Source organism: Streptomyces sp. NPDC059668 (assembly GCF_042734135.1).
In the GTDB taxonomy this organism is placed as follows: domain Bacteria; phylum Actinomycetota; class Actinomycetes; order Streptomycetales; family Streptomycetaceae; genus Streptomyces.
The window spans coordinates 97,415-113,123 of record NZ_JBHWEL010000020.1; the positions used below are offsets into that span (position 1 = coordinate 97,415).

At 71.9% G+C, this 15,709-nt stretch carries 15 protein-coding genes; 11 read left to right on the forward strand and 4 right to left on the reverse strand.

Going from position 1 to position 15,709, the window contains the following annotated elements:
- Window positions 1-123: 123 nt before the first annotated feature.
- Window positions 124-696 (reverse strand): telomere-protecting terminal protein Tpg, encoded by a 573-nt coding sequence (tpg, locus tag ACFV2J_RS17265; protein ID WP_385081548.1) that lies wholly within the window; start codon window positions 694-696, stop codon window positions 124-126.
- A gap of 87 nt (window positions 697-783) precedes the next feature.
- On the opposite strand from tpg, the gene ACFV2J_RS17270 reads away from it, so the two are divergent.
- Window positions 784-2,199, forward strand: a complete 1,416-nt coding sequence (locus ACFV2J_RS17270; protein WP_385081529.1) for a DEAD/DEAH box helicase — start codon at window positions 784-786, stop codon at window positions 2,197-2,199.
- Between the two features lie 388 nt (window positions 2,200-2,587).
- Here ACFV2J_RS17270 and ACFV2J_RS17275 read toward each other — a convergent pair whose 3' ends face one another.
- A complete protein-coding gene (locus tag ACFV2J_RS17275; protein ID WP_385081549.1) occupies window positions 2,588-3,064 on the reverse strand; it encodes an RrF2 family transcriptional regulator in 477 nt (158 codons plus the stop codon).
- 158 nt (window positions 3,065-3,222) lie between these two features.
- Here ACFV2J_RS17275 and ACFV2J_RS17280 point away from each other — a divergent pair, with 158 nt between their 5' ends.
- Window positions 3,223-3,954, forward strand: coding sequence for an SDR family oxidoreductase (locus ACFV2J_RS17280; RefSeq protein WP_385081530.1), 732 nt, complete (start codon window positions 3,223-3,225; stop codon window positions 3,952-3,954).
- A 107-nt stretch (window positions 3,955-4,061) separates the two neighbouring features.
- Window positions 4,062-4,802 carry a class I SAM-dependent DNA methyltransferase gene (locus ACFV2J_RS17285; RefSeq protein ID WP_385081531.1) on the forward strand — a complete coding sequence of 247 codons (741 nt, stop codon included), beginning with the start codon at window positions 4,062-4,064 and terminating at the stop codon, window positions 4,800-4,802.
- A gap of 219 nt (window positions 4,803-5,021) precedes the next feature.
- On the opposite strand, the gene ACFV2J_RS17290 is transcribed toward ACFV2J_RS17285, so the two are convergent.
- Together ACFV2J_RS17290 and ACFV2J_RS17295 are read right to left on the reverse strand one after the other, a co-directional pair.
- Window positions 5,022-5,699, reverse strand: a complete 678-nt coding sequence (locus ACFV2J_RS17290) for a LysR substrate-binding domain-containing protein (protein ID WP_385081532.1) — start codon at window positions 5,697-5,699, stop codon at window positions 5,022-5,024.
- A gap of 1,172 nt (window positions 5,700-6,871) precedes the next feature.
- Window positions 6,872-7,360, reverse strand: coding sequence for a GNAT family N-acetyltransferase (locus ACFV2J_RS17295; RefSeq protein WP_385081533.1), 489 nt, complete (start codon window positions 7,358-7,360; stop codon window positions 6,872-6,874).
- 508 nt (window positions 7,361-7,868) lie between these two features.
- Between ACFV2J_RS17295 and ACFV2J_RS17300 the strand changes: the two genes are divergently transcribed.
- The 8 genes from ACFV2J_RS17300 to ACFV2J_RS17335 all read left to right on the forward strand — a co-directional run bounded on the left by ACFV2J_RS17300 (window position 7,869) and on the right by ACFV2J_RS17335 (window position 15,609).
- A complete protein-coding gene (locus tag ACFV2J_RS17300; protein WP_385081534.1) occupies window positions 7,869-9,233 on the forward strand; it encodes a TrpB-like pyridoxal phosphate-dependent enzyme in 1,365 nt (454 codons plus the stop codon).
- Between the two features lie 54 nt (window positions 9,234-9,287).
- Complete coding sequence (locus ACFV2J_RS17305) at window positions 9,288-10,268, forward strand: DMT family transporter (RefSeq protein WP_385081535.1); 981 nt, start codon at window positions 9,288-9,290, stop codon at window positions 10,266-10,268.
- A 190-nt stretch (window positions 10,269-10,458) separates the two neighbouring features.
- On the forward strand, window positions 10,459-11,160 hold the full coding sequence (locus ACFV2J_RS17310; protein WP_385081537.1) for a LuxR C-terminal-related transcriptional regulator: 702 nt from the start codon (window positions 10,459-10,461) through the stop codon (window positions 11,158-11,160).
- Between the two features lie 383 nt (window positions 11,161-11,543).
- Complete coding sequence (locus ACFV2J_RS17315) at window positions 11,544-12,995, forward strand: AMP-binding protein (protein ID WP_385081538.1); 1,452 nt, start codon at window positions 11,544-11,546, stop codon at window positions 12,993-12,995.
- On the forward strand, window positions 12,992-13,252 hold the full coding sequence (locus ACFV2J_RS17320; protein WP_329318011.1) for an acyl carrier protein: 261 nt from the start codon (window positions 12,992-12,994) through the stop codon (window positions 13,250-13,252). The genes ACFV2J_RS17315 and ACFV2J_RS17320 overlap by 4 nt, the downstream gene beginning before the upstream one ends.
- A gap of 47 nt (window positions 13,253-13,299) precedes the next feature.
- Complete coding sequence (locus tag ACFV2J_RS17325; RefSeq protein ID WP_148015058.1) at window positions 13,300-13,677, forward strand: ectoine synthase; 378 nt, start codon at window positions 13,300-13,302, stop codon at window positions 13,675-13,677.
- 20 nt (window positions 13,678-13,697) lie between these two features.
- Window positions 13,698-14,864, forward strand: a complete 1,167-nt coding sequence (locus ACFV2J_RS17330) for an acyl-CoA dehydrogenase family protein (RefSeq protein WP_385439372.1) — start codon at window positions 13,698-13,700, stop codon at window positions 14,862-14,864.
- 25 nt (window positions 14,865-14,889) lie between these two features.
- Window positions 14,890-15,609, forward strand: coding sequence for a transglutaminase family protein (locus ACFV2J_RS17335; protein WP_385081540.1), 720 nt, complete (start codon window positions 14,890-14,892; stop codon window positions 15,607-15,609).
- The last annotated feature ends 100 nt before the right edge of the window (window positions 15,610-15,709 follow it).

Sequence of the window (15,709 nt, forward strand, 5' to 3'; positions counted from 1 at the left end):
CTGGCCGGCCAGGCCGTCCGCGTCGGTCGCCGTCCCCGGCCGGCGCGGACCGCTCCTTCGCCGGCTCCGTGTCAATGCGCCGTGCCACCGGTGCGGCCCGGGGCCTGTGCGCCGCCGGGCGGCCTACAGGTCGAACTCGATGTGTTCCACGTCGGTGAACCGCACCTCTTCGAGGCTGCCGGCGCGGCGGCCGCCGTCCTGGAAGTAGACGTCCCTGAGCGCTTCGGCGGCGATCTGCCGGAGCCGCTGGTCGGTGGCGCCCGCCTGCTGGGCGTCGAAGAGGCGGGCGGCGTACTGCGGAGGGAGGGCCACGGTCAGGTGGCGGATCCGGTCCTGGTCGGTGGTGCCGGCGGGGGCGGCGTAGCCGAGGCGGGCGCGGGTGTCGATGACGATGCCGTCGGTGGTCGACGCCCTCTCCTTGGCCCTGGCGCGGATCTGGGGCTGCCACCGCTTCCTGACCTCGGCCTCCAGGCGGGCGGCGAGGTCCGGGCGGGGTTTTCTGATCTGGTCCTTCACGTACCGCTCGACGGTGCGCTGGGAGATCCGCAGCAGTCGAACGCGCTGTCCCGGATCCCTGCCCGGCCGAGGGTCCCCGAGGCGCTCGGCCACGGAAGCCGATGCGGCACGCCTCCGGGGCGGGCAGGGATCGCGCGGCCCGATCGGGGCGGCGGGCGGCCCGGTCGCCGCTGGTAAAATGGGAGCACGCTTCGATGTCGCCGGGGCCCGTACCGAAGGGGTACGGGCCCTGGCGCGTTTCGGGCGTCGCATCGAGGAAGGTTCCCCATGACCGCGAAGCCGCCAGTCCCTGGACTCTCCCGTGCCGGCGAGCACCAGTCGGCGACGGCGCCGCAGGGTGAGCTCCCGACGCCGCAGGCGACCTCCGCCGGTCTGCCGCCGGCCGCGTCCTTCGACGCGCTCGGGCTGCCCGCACAGCTGGTGGCGACGATGAGCGGCCTCGGGGTGACGGAGCCCTTCCCGATCCAGGCGGCGACCCTGCCCAACGCGCTGGCCGGCCGTGACGTCCTGGGCCGGGCGCGGACCGGTTCCGGCAAGACGCTGGCCTTCGGGCTCGCGCTGCTCGTGCGGACCGCGGGTCTGCGGGCGGAGCCGAAGCGGCCGCTGGCCCTGGTCATGGTGCCGACCCGGGAGCTCGCGCAGCAGGTGAGCGATGCGCTGGAACCGTACGCGCGGACGCTGAACGTGCGGCTGGCGACGGTGGTCGGCGGTCTGTCGATCAACCGGCAGTCGGCGCTGCTGCGCACCGGTGCCGAGGTGGTCGTCGCGACGCCGGGACGGCTGGCCGACCTGGTGTCGCGGCGGGACTGTCATCTGGGCCAGGTGCGGATCACGGTGCTGGACGAGGCGGACCAGATGTGCGACCTGGGGTTCCTGCCGCAGGTCTCGGAGATCCTGGACCAGGTCCGCGGCGACGGCCAGCGGCTCCTGTTCTCCGCCACGCTCGACCGCAACGTCGACCAGCTGGTACGGGGCTACCTGCACGACCCGGTCGTCGTCTCGGTCGACCAGGTGGCCGGCTCGGTCGCCACGATGGAACACCACGTGCTGAACGTGCACGGCGCCGACAAGTACGCGACGGCGACCGAGATCGCGGCGCGGGACGGCCGGGTCCTGATGTTCCTGGACACCAAGGCGGCCGTGGACCAGTTCACCCGGCACCTGCGGGCCAGCGGGGTACGGGCCGCAGCCCTGCACAGCGGCAAGTCGCAGCCGCAGCGGACGCACACCCTCGCCCAGTTCAAGGCCGGTGAGGTCACCGTGCTGGTGGCCACCAACGTCGCCGCACGGGGCATTCACATCGACGCGCTCGACCTGGTCGTCAACGTCGATCCGCCGGCCGACGCCAAGGACTACCTGCACCGGGGCGGGCGTACGGCGCGCGCCGGGGAGTCCGGGAAGGTGGTCACCCTGGTCACCCACGGCGAGCGGCGCGAGGTGAACCGGGTGATGTCCGATGCCGGTATCCGGCCGACGGTCACACAGGTGCGCTCCGGCGAGCAGGCGCTGACGGCCATCACCGGGGCGAAGCGGCCTCCGGCCGGGGCCAAGGGCGGCGGCCATGTCCCCTTCGGCGGCCTCGGCACCCGTCCGGGCCGTCCGGCCAAGGAGTCCCGCAAGGCCGCCGAGGCCCGCAAGGCCGCGGAAGCCCGCGCGGCGGCCCGGGTGCGCAAGGGACGATGACACCGGGGCCCTGCCGGGCTCTACCGGGCTCCGCCGAGGGCAGCCGTGGCACGTACGGGTCCGGCGGACCGGAGAAACGGCCCCTGCCGGACGCGTGTCACGGACACGGACACGGCCGCGCGTCACCGACACGGCCGCGTCCCCAGGTCACGGAGCCGGGCCAACCGGGGAGGCCGACCACGGATGCGGTGGGTGGCCCGGGTCGCGGGCGCGGGGCGCGCCGACGGGGACCACGGACGCGACGGGCCGGCGCATGCCGCGGACGCGGGTCACAGAGCCCGGCCACGAAGGCCGGGCACGGGCGCGGTGGGCGAACGTAGGCCGCAAGCACAGCCGCAGACGCAGACCGCGAGCGCAGCCGCACGCGCAGACCGCGGGCGCGGCGTTCCTATCCCTCGGCCGTGCTCAGCCAGGTGCCGATGCCCTTCAGCGCGCCGGGGCCGGAGTCGGAGCTGACGTTGCGGGCCAGGTCGGCCACGGAGACGGAGCGCAGGGCGTCGCGCCAGGCGGTCTCGGCGTCGGCCATGGCGCGGCTGATGGCGCAGGGGGCGGGGCAGGACTCCGGCGAGGCGGCCAGCGGGCCGCGCTGGCGGATCTCGGTGCAGACGAACGCCGGGCCGGGTCCGTCGATGGCCTCGACGACGTCGAGCACCGTGATCTGCGCGGGGGAACGGGTGAGGACGTAGCCGCCCGCCTTGCCCTGGACCGACCGGACGAGGTCGGCGCGGGAGAGGGCCTGGAGCTGTTTGGCGAGGTAGCTGGGCGAGACGTCGTGCAGTTGTGCCAGCCGTGCGGCCGGTACCGGTTCCTCCACCGCGGTCAGCACGACACAGCAGTGCAGTGCCCACTCGACCCCACCCGACATCTTCACGGCTTCACTCTAATCCACCCTCCCCTTGACTCGGACATCAATCATCCGAGTAATATCCCGGACATCGAATGTCCGAGTAAAGGGCGGGAGTGCGCGAGCGCCTCTTTCGCTATATAGCGGACATAAGCCATCGAAGAAGGGCAGGACGTGTCATGAAGATCGCGGTCATCGGCGGAACCGGACTCATCGGATCGCAGGTCGTACGGGACCTGAACGCGGCCGGGCAGGAGGCGGTCCCGCACTCGCTGTCCACCGGCGTCGACGTCCTCACCGGCAAGGGCCTGGACGAGGCGCTGGCCGGCGCCGACGTGGTCGTCAACCTGACCAACTCCCCCACCTTCGACGACGCCTCCCCCGCGTTCTTCCGGACCTCGATGGACAACCTCCTGGCCGCGGCCGAACGCGCGGGCGCCGGACACTTCGTCGTGCTGTCCATCGTCGGCGTCGACCAGGTCCCCGAGCTCGACTACTACCGCGCCAAGACCCTTCAGGAAGACCTCCTCAAGGCCGGCCCGGTCCCCTACTCCATCGTCCGCGCCACCCAGTTCATGGAGTTCATGGACGCCACCCTGTCCTGGACCGCCGACGAGGACACCGTCCGCCTGCCCCGCACCCCCCTGCAGCCCGTCGCCGCGGCCGACGTCGCGGCCACCGTCGCCGAGGTCGCCGCCGGATCCCCCCTCAACGGCACCCTCGACCTCGGCGGACCCGACACCTACACGCTCGACGAGATCGGCCGCATCACCCTCGCCGCCAAGGGCGACCAGCGCTCGGTCACCGTCGACGACACCGCCGGCATGTTCGCCGTCCCCCAGGGCGACGTCCTCACCACCAAGGAGGGCGCCCGCATCGCCCCCACCCGCTACACCGACTGGCTGAAGTAGCCCCCGGGTAGTCTGGCCGGGGCCCGCTCGCGCCGAACCTCCCGAAGGCACCCGTCCGCGGGAAAAACGGCGCGCGCCGGCCGGCCCTCGGGCGGTACGGTCCCGAAATGCTCGATGAGGACGGCTACTTCGGAGAATCCATCGCGGCCGGCTACGACGACTCGGCCGCGGACATGTTCCAGCCCGGCGCGGTCGATCCGGCGGTCGACATGCTGGCCGGGCTCGCCGGCGGCGGCCGGGCGCTGGAGTTCGGCGTCGGCACCGGCCGGATCGCGCTGCCGCTGGCCCGCCGCGGGGTCCCGGTGCACGGGATCGACATGTCCCGGGCCATGGTGGCCCGGCTGCGCGCGAAGCCGGGCGGCGACGCCGTCGGGGTGACCATCGGCGACTTCGCGACGTCGAAGGTGCCGGGTACGTTCGCGGTGGCGTACCTCGTCTTCAACACGATCAACAACCTGACGACGCAGGACGCCCAGGTGGCCTGCTTCCGCAACGCGGCCGCCCATCTGGACCCCGGCGGCCGCTTCGTCGTCGAGGTGGGGGTGCCGGACCTGCGCCGGCTGCCGCCGGGACAGAACGCCGTACCGTTCCACATCAGTTCGACACGCTGGGCGTTCGACACCTTCGACGTCGCGACCCAGGCGATGAGTTCGCACTACGTCACGATCACCGACGGGCGCGCGGAGCACTGGTCCCTCCCGTTCCGGTACGTGTGGCCGGCCGAGCTGGACCTGATGGCACAACTCGCCGGGATGCGGCTGCGCGACCGGTGGGAGGGGTGGACACGGGCCCCGTTCACCGGCGAGAGCACCCGGCATGTCTCGGTCTGGGAGAAGCCCGCCGACTGACCCCCAGCCTGCTGCCCCCCCCTACCGGACCCCGGCCGACCGGACCCCGCCGGCCGACCCCCGCCCGGTGCCCGGGCCGGGCCGGTTCAGGTCGGATCAGGTCGGATCAGGGGGCGACGAAGGCCGGGCCGGGCCCCGCAGGGGGGCGGCGCGGGTGGGACGCGGGCCATGACGGGGCCTCACCTCGCGCTGCCCGCCGGCCGTGCGGGGGCATCCCTCTCAGGTCGCCTGCGGCAGCCACGTGGCGCCGGCCTGGGCGGCGCGGATGAAGGCGCGTACGTGGGCGGGCAGGACGGCGCCGTTGAGCCAGGCCAGTGCGATCGGCGCGCTGGGCAGGTCGCTCACCGGGACGGCCCTGATCCGCGGTGACAGGCCCGCCTCCACCGAACGGAAGGAGAAGTGGAGCGCCTGCGTGGTGGTCAGGGTGTGGGTCAGCGCGTCCTGGGTGGTGAGCGTGTGGACGCGGCGGATCGGTGTTCCGGCGGGGGTGTGCGGGGGGACGATCAGGTCCCACACGGACTCCGGGAACCCCTGCGGCCGGTCGAAGGCGTCGTAGGAGGCGGCTTCCTCGACCGACACCGTGTCGCGGGAGGCGAGCGGGTGGTCCGTGCCGACGAGCACGGCGCGGGCGTCGAAGCCGACCGGCGGACCCACCGCGATGTCGTTCTCGTGCGGGCTGTACTTCACCAGCATGACGTCGACCCGGCGGGTGCGCAGCTGTGTGAACGACTCGCGGACGCTGGAAGGGACCAGGACGAAGTCCTCGATGCGTGCGCCGGTCCGGGCGATGACGCCCTTGGCGAGGTCCGGTGTCACGTGTATGCCGAAGCGGATCGCGGGGGCGTCGGTAATACCGAGGCCGCGGGTGGTTGGCTCGGGGTCGGTCAGGTGGACCATGTCAGAGCTCCTCGGTGAGGCGGCGTGGGACAGGGAGGGTCGGGGGCGCACCAGGAGGTGCTGTGGGGGTGCGTGGGGGGTGGTGCTGTGGGGGTGCTGCGGGGGCGGCGTACGTCGGAACCCGGTGCGTACGTACGGCGGTGAGCGCGCGTCCGTGGCCCGCCGGGCGGGGTGACGGACGCGGCGCCGGCCGGCCGCCGGGGCCGGCCGGGCCGTTCACGGCGGGACCGTTCATGGCAGGGCCCGTTCATGGCAGGGCCGTTCACGACGGCTCCGGGCGGGCCGGTGGCCCAGGAGGTCTCCCGGGCGGTGGCGGTGATCCGCGCGGCGGGGTGGTGCGGGTCGCGGCCGGTGTTCCACGAGCGCGGCGCCGGCGCGGCCGTCCGGCCGTGTGCGGCGGTTCCTCCGGCGCGGGGCGGCAGGAAGGGGCCGGGCCCGCGGGCGCCGCTCGTACGGCCGGCGCGTGAGCGCGCCGGGAGCGGCCGCCGCCCGGTCGAGGTCCGCCGGCCGGGGACGTCCGTCCGCCGTGGTGCGGGAGCGGGCGGCCGGCACCGGACAGCGGGTGGCGGGGTGCCGGTGCGGTGGGCGTCCGTACGCGGGCGGGGTGCGGCCGGTGTCCGCCGGAACGCGGCGGGCGGCGGGGCCGGGCGGGCGGGGTGCCGGAGTACGGCCTGGTGGGCTCGTGCGATGCGGGTGCGGGTGCGGTGCGGCGGCGGCGTGCCGCGCCGGGACGCGTGGCCGCCGGCGGCTGTCACGCCCCGACAGGTGACCCGCGCGCGCCGCCGGGCCTTGCGCGCCGCCCGGTGTCCGCGGTCCGGGCGCACACGGGCCGTCCGGTTCCCGGTGTCGGTACATCCGGGAATCCGGTGGCCGCCCGGTGTCGGAGGGCGGGAGGCAGCGCGTGCGCGGGAGGACATCCCGGTGGCCAGGGCCGCTGACGCCGGGTCAGGGACCCGGTGCCCGGACGGGTTCGGCCCGGCCCCTGTCGCGCGGTCCGCCCGGCCGGCCGGTGCACCTCGCGGCGGCACCGCTGACGCTCAGTGGTGTACTCATGCCGTCAGCCTCGCGGGTCGGGCGCACCGCGCGACAGCCGGGAAGGGCACATCTAATAATTCACTTACGGATCGCTTCCCGTTCGGACGGCGCGCGGCGCGGTGGTGGTGCGGGGTGGGTCAGGCCTGGCGGCCGAGGTCGGCCAGCGGCTCGCCGGAGAGGCGGAAGACGGTCAGTTCCTTGCCCTGGACCGAGGGGATCTCCGCGCCGAGGGACCGGTAGAAGGCGGCGGTGGGCTCGTTGGTGACCCTGCCCCACCACTGCATGTGGCGGTAGCCGCGCGTGACGCACAGGCCGGCGAGGGTGCTCAGCAGGGCCGTGTCGAAGCCGCGTCCGACCGCGTCCTCGCGGACGTAGATGTCGTCGATGTGGATGGCGGTGCCGCGCCAGGTGCTGTAGACGAGGGCCCACAGGGTGTAGCCGACGATCTCGTCGGTCTTGTCGTCGACGGCGAAGTGGGCCCAGGCCACCGGGTCGGGGCCGAACAGGGCGCGGCGCAGTTCGTCCTCGTCGGTGCTGATCTGCTGGGTCGCCTCCTCGTTCTCGGCCATCCCGTGCACCATCGTGTGGAGCAGCGTGACGTCCTCGGCGGTGACTGGACGAATCATGTGTGCCATCCCCTGATCCTGGTGGTCCGATGAACCGGCCGCGTGGGTGCGGCGAGCGGGCGGTGCGGCGTCGGGGTGCCGCGGCGGCCGGGCCCCCGGGGGCTCAGGTTCGCACGCGTGTGCAGATGCCATGGATCGGTGGCGGGGGGACTGGTGGAATTCCCAGACTTCGCTGTGCGCGCTTCCCGCGGGAGGGCCCCGAAGGTAAATACGGGGGTGGGTGGGAAGGTTCGCGTCGTCCGTCTCAGGAATACCCTCGAATGCGGGTGGCCAAGCGGGCGGGGACATGCTTGTACCACATGGTCGGCCGGGAGGAAAAGGCCTGTCGGGCTTGGTCCTGTTCTCTCGTGACGTTCCATTGTTTTCCCTACCACCTGCCTGCCGAGGTATCCGGTCGGCGGCTGCGGCGGCCAGAATTCATTGTCCGGAGGCGGCCTGCAGGCGTGGTGACACAAGAGCCCGGCGGTCGCGTGGCCGGAGTGACGATTCAACGCGCAGAGAGGCAGCCATGATAGAGCCGGTACGGTTCGAGCTCAGCGCCCGGGACATTCCCGAGACCTGGTACAACATCGCCGCCGACCTCGACTATGTGGCGCCGGTGTTGAGCCCGGCGACCGGTAAGCCGGTCACACGTGACGAGATGACCCGCACGATGCCGGAGGCGCTGGTCGACCAGGAGCTCAGCAGGGAAGCCGAGTTCGAGATTCCCGGAGAGGTGCGGCAGTTCTACGCCCGGTGGCGGCCGGCGCCGCTGCTGCGTGCCCGTGGTCTGGAGAAGGTCCTGGACACGCCGGCGCGGATCTACTTCAAGTACGAGGGTGTGGCGCCGACCGGCAGCTTCAAGCCGAACTCCGCGATCCCGCAGGCCTACTACAACAAGCGCGCGGGCCGTACCGGCCTGATCGCGGAGACCGGTGCGGGCCAGTGGGGCAGCGCGGTCGCGTTCGCCGCGTCCCTGTTCGGCATGGACGCCAAGGTGTTCATGGTGAACGTGAGCTTCCAGCAGAAGCCGTACCGGCGGGCGCTGATGGAGACCTTCGGGGCGAGCTGCACGCCGAGCCCGAGCATGGAGACGGAGGCCGGGCGTGCGGTGCTGAAGGAGAACCCGGACCACCCGGGCAGCCTGGGCATCGCCAAGTCCGAGGCGTTGCAGGTCGCCTTCTCCGACCCGCGCTGGGGTTACACCCGCGGCAGCGCGCTCAACCACGTGTGTGCGCACCAGACGGTGATCGGGCAGGAGGCGCTCCTGCAGATGGAGATGGCCGGGGACTACCCGGACATCGTGGTCGGCTGCGCGGGCGGCGGCTCCAACCTGGCGGGGCTGTCGTTCCCGTTCCTGCGGGCGCAGCTGCACGGCGGGCCCAAGATCCGGTTCATCGCCGCCGAGCCGGCCGCGTGCCCCTCGCTCACGCAGGGGCGGATCGCCTACGACTACTCGGACACCGCCGGGCTGACCTCGCTGACCCGCACGCACACGCTGGGCCACCAGTTCGTGCCGCCGTCGGTGCACGCGGGCGGGCTGCGGGCGCACAACATCGCTCCGCTGGTCAGCCGGGTCGTGGAGGAGGGTCTGATGGAGGCGGTGGCGCTGCGTCAGCGTGACTGCTTCGAGGCCGGTGTGCTGTTCGCGCGTACCGAGGGCATCGTGCCCGCTCCTGAGTCGACGCACGCGATCCGCGGCGCGGTCAACGAGGCGATCCGGTGCCGTGAGGAGGGCGTGGGCAAGACCATCCTGTTCGGCCTGTCCGGGCACGGGAACTTCGACCTGAGTGCCTACGACCGTTATCTGTCCGGCAGTCTCGCCGACGACAGCATCGACCCGGGCGCCCTCGAGCACGGGCTGGAGAGCATTCCCAAGCTGGTGAACGCCTGACGCAGTCCGGCCCGCCCGTAAGCAGGAGCACAGGAGAAGGGACGGGACGATCCCGTGAAACGTGTCAGCGCCGTGCAGTTCGTGGTCCTGGGGGTCATCTGGGGCTCCAGTTATCCCCTGATCAAGGTCTCCGGCGAGGGGCTGAACCCGGGTCAGCTGGTGCTGGCCCGGCTGGTCCTGGGGGCGGTGGTCCTGCTCGGCATCGGTGCGGTGACGGGCGCGGGGCTGCCGCGTTTCGGCTTCGTGTGGGTGCACATCACCGTCACGACCGTGCTGGGCATGGTCGCGCCGTTCCTTCTCCTCGCCTGGGGCGAGCAGCACACCAGTGCCGCCATGGCCGGTGTGCTGACCGGTGCGACCCCGCTGCTGACGCTGGCGCTGGCCACCGTGCAGCTGCGCACCGAGCGGGCGACGCTGCGCCGCAGTGCGGGGCTGACGCTCGGCTTCGCCGGCATCGTGCTCGCCATCGCGCCCTGGAACGGTGCGACGGGTACCGCGGGCGGTGAGATGGCGTGTCTGGCGGTCGCCGTGATCTACGCGGGGCATGCGGTGTTCGTCCGCAAGTTCCTGTCCGACCGCGGTATCTCCCCGATGTCCTCGGCCAGTGCGCAGGTTCTGGTGGCGCTGGTCATCCAGGCGGCGCTGCTGCCGTTCCTGGGGTGGCGCACCCCGTCGTTCACCTGGTCGGTCTCGCTGAGCATCGTGCTGCTGGGGGTGTTCGGCACGGGGCTCGCCTATGTGCTCTACAACCGGCTGATCGCGGACATCGGTGCGACCGGTGCCTCCGCGGTCAACTACCTGGTGCCGTTCATCAGTCTGGTGGTCAGCGCCGTCTTCCTCGGGGAGCGGTTCAGCTGGAACGTGCCGGTCGGCGGTGCGGTGATCGTGGTGAGCATCCTGCTCGGCGAGAACCAGCTGTCGCGGCTGGGGCGGCGTCCGGTCGTCACGGGTCCCGAGCCGGAGTTCGCGCCGGCCGCGGTGGCGGTGGGGGCCGTGCGGGCGGAACCCGCGGGTGAGGCGGGGCGCGTTCCCTGACCGTGCGGGCGCGCCGCGGTGCCGCCGGGCGGGGTGAGGTCCCCGTGCGTACGCGGCGGCCGGGGCCGCCGGTCGCGGTGGAGCGGGTCCGGTGCGCGGCGCGCACCGCCGGCCGCGTACCGCCGGCCGGCGCGTTCACGAGCCGGGGCACCTGTGGCCCCGGTGCCTCATCCAGGAAGTTTGGAGGTTGATGTCGCAGATGGCCGCCACCGATCCCCGTACCCGGCCGATCCGGATCGCCGTTCTGGCCCGCCGGCCGCTGCTCGTGACGGCGCTGCGTGCCCTGGTGGCCGCGGAGGCGGAGCTGGAGGAGGCCGGGGTGGCCGATTCCGGGCCGCAGCTGCTGTGTCTGCTGGACGAGCAGGAGCCGCGGGTCGTGCTGATCGACGACTCCGATCCGGGCTGGGAGACCGGTGACATCCTGCGTGCGGTCGCCGGGCGGGCCGGCGGGGTGGCGGCGGTGGTCCTGGTCGACCAGTGCGTGGACGAGACGGCGCTGGAGTATCTGCGGGCCGGGGCGGACGGGTTCGTGCTGCACGACGCGGCGCTGAGTGAGATCGCCACCGCGATCCGGGCGGTCTCGGACGGGTACGCGGTGCTGCCGCCGCCGCTGACGCGCCGGCTGGTGGACCTTCTGGTCCGGCGTGGGCCGGCGCAGGTGGTGGTGCCGCAGGTGTCGACGCTGACGTCGCGGGAGCGGGAGATCTTCGATCTGATCGCGGCGGGCATGTCCAACAGCGAGGTCGCCCAGGAGCTGGTGCTGAGCGAGAAGACCGTGAAGTTCCATGTGTCCAACCTGCTGCGCAAGCTCGGTGTGCGCAGCCGTGCGCAGGCCATCGTCCGTGCGTGGGACCGGGGTGTTCTGGCCGGCCCGCGGGGCGGGGGTTTCTAGCACCGAGGCACCAAGGCACCGAGGCACCGAGGACTGTCGTGGAAACGGGTGTGGGATTTCCTGCGGTACAGGTGTCATCGGTGTGGTGACGGATGCTCGTCGAAGGCGGTCGGGACCGGATTCAATTCACGGTCAGGACCGCCTGGACGAGTTTTTCTGTTTTCTGGGAAAAGGGGCGGCGGTAATGCGTCCGAGACGCCGGTCACAGTTTATTCGCCGCGCCCGTGTAATCCGGTCCTGATGCAGGTCCAAAGAACGGGTACAAAACCCGGCCGCTAGTCCGAAGAAATCGACGGGGCGGCGCCCTCAGAATGTTCGTGACGGTATATCCGGTCGGAGGACTCGAATGCTCGGGTCCATCGATTTTCGATCAATGGGGAGTCATGTCCAGATCGGTGGCGGCGGACGTCGCAGTGCGTGCGAGGCAAAGCCCGGACGATCCGGCGCTGCTGTTCGGCGGCGCGCGGGACGAGGTCGTCACGTATGCCGAACTGGTCGGGGCGGCGGAGCGGATCGGGGCGGAACTGGCCGGCCGGTATCCCGACACCCGCCGCCCGCTCGCGCTCCAGGCGTCGAAGTCGACCGTGGCGATCGCCACGGTCCTGGCCTGCATGCAGGCCGGACGGCCGCTGCTGCTGGCCTCCACGGAACTCGGCCGGGAGCTCCTGGCCGAGCTGGTCGAACGCAGCGGCTGTCAGGCCGTACTGGGGGTCGCCGAGGAGCGTCTGACGCACCGCCCGGTGGCCGGCGACGCGCGGGGCGGGCCGGTGCTGCCGCAGGACACGAGCCTGCTGCTGACGACGTCCGGTTCCACCGGCATCCCCAAGCTCGTCCCGCTGGGCGGGGCCGGCGTCGACGCCTTCACCTCCTGGGCGGGCAGCGCGTTCGCGCTCGGCACCGGTACGCGGGTGCTGAACTTCGCCCCCCTCAACTTCGACCTCACCCTCCTGGACATCTGGGGGACGCTGCGCCACGGCGGCTGTGTGGTGCCGGTGGACCACGACCGGGCCGTCGACACCAAGCACCTGCTGGGGCTGCTGGCGAGCACCCGGCCGCATGTCGTGCAGGCGGTGCCGATGTTCTTCCGGCTGCTGACCGAGGCGGGCACCGCCTCCGAGTTCCCGGGCGTGCGTGAGCTGCTGCTGACGGGTGATCACGTGCCGCGGTCGGTGCGGGCCGGACTCGCCCGGCTCTTCCCGGCGGCGCGGCTGCACAACGTGTACGGCTGCACCGAGACGAACGACAGCATGATCCACACCTTCTCCGCCGCCGAGGCGGCGGACCGGGAGGTGCTGCCGCTGGGCAGTCCGCTGCCGGGCGTGCTGGTGGAGGTGGTGGCCGACGGCGCGGTGCTGCGGGGCGCCGGCAGCGGCGAACTGCTGGTCTCGACGCCGTTCCAGACCGCCGGGTATCTCGGCGAGGCCGGGGCGAAGGACCGGTTCGTCGTGCGCGGTGACCGCGTCTGGTACCGCACCGGCGACGTGGTCACCCGCTCCGCCGGCGGTGAACTGGCCCTGGTGGGCCGTACCGACTCGCAGGTCAAGGTGCGCGGTGTGCGCATCAACCTGGAGGAGGTCGAGCGGGTCCTGCAGGGCCACGGAGGTGTCGCCGAGGCGGCCGTGGTGGCCGTGCCGCACCCCGTCTCGGGACGTGCACTGCACGCGTTCGTCCGGCGCAGCGACGACGCGGTGACCGGACTGCAGCTGCGCAGCTACTGCGCAGCCAAGGTCAACCGGGCGGCCATTCCCGCCGCCTTCCACCTGATGACCGACCCACTGCCGATCGGGCCCACCGGCAAGGTGAGCCGTCGCCTCCTCATGGAGAAGATCGAATGACCATCCAACGCGACATCACCGCGCACATCGTGGCGGAGTACCTGCCCGGCACCCCCGTCTCGGAACTGGACCCGTCCTACGACCTGCTGGAGAACGGCGTCATCAGCAGCCTGGACCTGCTGCGGCTCATCGAGTGGCTGGGTGACCGCTTCGACATCCCGTTCGCCGACCTGGAGATCTCCCCGGACGACTTCCGGTCCGTGGCCGCCGTCGAGAAGGTCGTCCGCCGCTACGCGGGCGTCACCGCTCCCGAGTAACCCCCCGCTCCCCCGCACCTCCACACCCAGGAGAAAGAAAGGAAACCATGTTCATTCGCGAGAAGTCGCAGGTCACACCGGTCGAGTGGGGAAGCGGTCCGAGTCACCGCCTCCTGGTCGAAGCGGACAACATGGGCTTCGGCATCTGCCACACGGTCGTCCGCGCGGGCACGAAGTCACGGCTGCAGTACCGGCGCCACCTCGAGGCGTGCTACTGCATCTCCGGCTCGGGCCGCGTCGAGGCCGCCGACGGCAGCGTCGCGCAGGACCTGACCCCCGGTGTGCTGTACGTCCTCGACGAGCACGACGCCCACTTCCTGATCGCCTCCCCCGACCAGGACATGGAGCTGGTCAGCGTCTTCAACCCGCCGCTGAGGGGCGACGAGAGCCACGCGCTCAGCGACGAAGCCTTCTCCCAGTACTGAGGATCGGAATCTCCCCCGTCATGATGCGCTGGAGCGAGGAACAGCAGGAACTGCGTGAGGCGATCGGCGCCGTGGCCACGAAGGCCGGCGCCGACCACCTCGAACGCGACCAGGCCGGCACGTTCGACCGGGACGGCTGGCAACGACTCAAGGACGTCGGCCTGTTCGGGCTGCCGTTCGACCCCCGGCACGGGGGGCTGGGCAAGGACCTGCTGACCACCGTCCACGTGCTGGAGCAGCTCGGCCACGACTGCCAGGACTCCGGGCTGAACTTCTCGGTGTCCACCCACATGGTCAGCACCGGTGTCCCGCTCCAGCGGTTCGGTTCGTCGGCGCTCAAGGCCCGCTACCTGCCGGAGATCTGTGCCGGCACGATGATCGGCGCGCACGCCATCACCGAGCCCTCCGGCGGTTCGGACGTGATGGGGATGCAGACCACCGCCGTCCTGGACGGCGACGACTTCGTCCTCAACGGGAGCAAGTCGTTCATCAGCAACGCCTCGATCGCCGACGTGATCGTCGTCTACGCCCGTACCGGCGCGCCCGGGGACCTGGCCGGGATCACCGCGTTCCTGGTGCGCCGGGACTCGCCGGGGCTGTCGGTCGGCAACCCCATCTCGAAGATGGGGCTGCGCACCTCGCCGCTGGCCGAGGTGTTCCTGGACGACGTCCGGGTGCCCCGTGACCACGTGGTCGGCAGCAAGGGCGCGGGGTTCCTCATCTTCGACCACGTCATGAAGTGGGAGATCCTGTGCGGCTTCGGGATCAACGTCGGCGAGATGCGCCGGCGCCTGGAGCGGTGCGTGGAGTACGCCCGTACCCGGACCCAGTTCGGGTCGGTCATCGGTGCGAACCAGTCGGTCGCCAACATGATCGTCGAGATGCGGATCGACCTGGAGACCTCGCAGAAGTGGATCTACGACACCGCCGAGAAGGTGCAGTCCAAAGCCGACGCCGCCAGTGACGTCGCGATGACCAAGCTGGTGGTGAGCGAGGCGAACGTGCGCTCCGCGCTGAACGCGATCCAGGTCTTCGGCGGTTACGGCTACGTCAGCGAGTACGGAGTCGAGAAGGACCTGCGGGACGCCGTGGGCGGGCGGATCTACTCCGGCACCTCGGAGATCCAGCGCCAGCGACTGGCCACCCTCATGGGCCTGAACCGTCCGCTCAGGCCCGCGCAGGCCTGAGGATCTGGAAGGAATCCCGAGAAACATGGCAGAGAACACCGGTGCCGCGGCTGCGGCCGGCACCGCCACCGAGACGGCCACGCTGGCCGCGACCGAGTTCCTGGACCACCGCTCGCCCACCGTCCGCGCGTTCGTCGACAAGACCCTCGCCCGCGCGAAGGAGACCGAGAGCGACACCCAGAAGGCGATAGCCCTCTACTACGCCGTCCGGGACGGCATCACCTACGAGGTGTACGGCGCCGATCTGACCCGGCACGGCCTGAGCGCGACCGGCGTGCTGGAGAAGGGCTTCGGGTTCTGCGTCCACAAGTCCATCCTCTACGCGGCGGCGCTGCGTGCCGTGGGCATCCCGAGCCGGGTCTACTACGGCGACGTACGCAACCACCTCGCCTCGCCGCGGCTGCGGGAGCTGGTCGGCGGGGACGTCTTCCGCTTCCACAGCCTGACCGTGGTCAACCTCGACGACCGGTGGGTGAAGGCGACCCCGGTCTTCAACAAGCTTCTCTGCCGGCTCTACAAGATCAAGCCGCTGGACTTCGACGGCCGCACCGACAGCCTGTACCACCCGTTCGACGAGGACGGCCGCCAGCACATGGAGTTCATCCACGAGCACGGCTCCTTCGACGACGTCCCCTACGACCTGGTGGTCGGCGGGATCCAGCAGGCGCACCCGCAGCTGTTCGCGAGCGCGCACACCACCGTCTCCGGATCGCTGGCCGACGAGGCCGCGACCGCGACGGTCTGAGCCGGCGTGGGGGGGGGGGCGCCCCCCCCGCGCCCCCCCCCCCGGGCGCCCCCGCCCCCCCCCCCCCCCCCCCCCCCCCCCCCCCCCCCCCCGCGCCGGG

Coding starts and splice junctions, on each gene's coding strand:
- ACFV2J_RS17270 (WP_385081529.1), top strand. CDS start 784: ATGACCGCGAAGCCGCCAGTCCCTGGACTCTCCCGTGCCGGCGAGCAC.
- ACFV2J_RS17275 (WP_385081549.1), bottom strand. CDS start 3,064: ATGTCGGGTGGGGTCGAGTGGGCACTGCACTGCTGTGTCGTGCTGACC.
- ACFV2J_RS17280 (WP_385081530.1), top strand. CDS start 3,223: ATGAAGATCGCGGTCATCGGCGGAACCGGACTCATCGGATCGCAGGTC.
- ACFV2J_RS17285 (WP_385081531.1), top strand. CDS start 4,062: ATGCTCGATGAGGACGGCTACTTCGGAGAATCCATCGCGGCCGGCTAC.
- ACFV2J_RS17290 (WP_385081532.1), bottom strand. CDS start 5,699: ATGGTCCACCTGACCGACCCCGAGCCAACCACCCGCGGCCTCGGTATT.
- ACFV2J_RS17295 (WP_385081533.1), bottom strand. CDS start 7,360: ATGATTCGTCCAGTCACCGCCGAGGACGTCACGCTGCTCCACACGATG.
- ACFV2J_RS17300 (WP_385081534.1), top strand. CDS start 7,869: ATGATAGAGCCGGTACGGTTCGAGCTCAGCGCCCGGGACATTCCCGAG.
- ACFV2J_RS17310 (WP_385081537.1), top strand. CDS start 10,459: ATGTCGCAGATGGCCGCCACCGATCCCCGTACCCGGCCGATCCGGATC.
- ACFV2J_RS17315 (WP_385081538.1), top strand. CDS start 11,544: ATGTCCAGATCGGTGGCGGCGGACGTCGCAGTGCGTGCGAGGCAAAGC.
- ACFV2J_RS17320 (WP_329318011.1), top strand. CDS start 12,992: ATGACCATCCAACGCGACATCACCGCGCACATCGTGGCGGAGTACCTG.
- ACFV2J_RS17325 (WP_148015058.1), top strand. CDS start 13,300: ATGTTCATTCGCGAGAAGTCGCAGGTCACACCGGTCGAGTGGGGAAGC.
- ACFV2J_RS17330 (WP_385439372.1), top strand. CDS start 13,698: ATGATGCGCTGGAGCGAGGAACAGCAGGAACTGCGTGAGGCGATCGGC.
- ACFV2J_RS17335 (WP_385081540.1), top strand. CDS start 14,890: ATGGCAGAGAACACCGGTGCCGCGGCTGCGGCCGGCACCGCCACCGAG.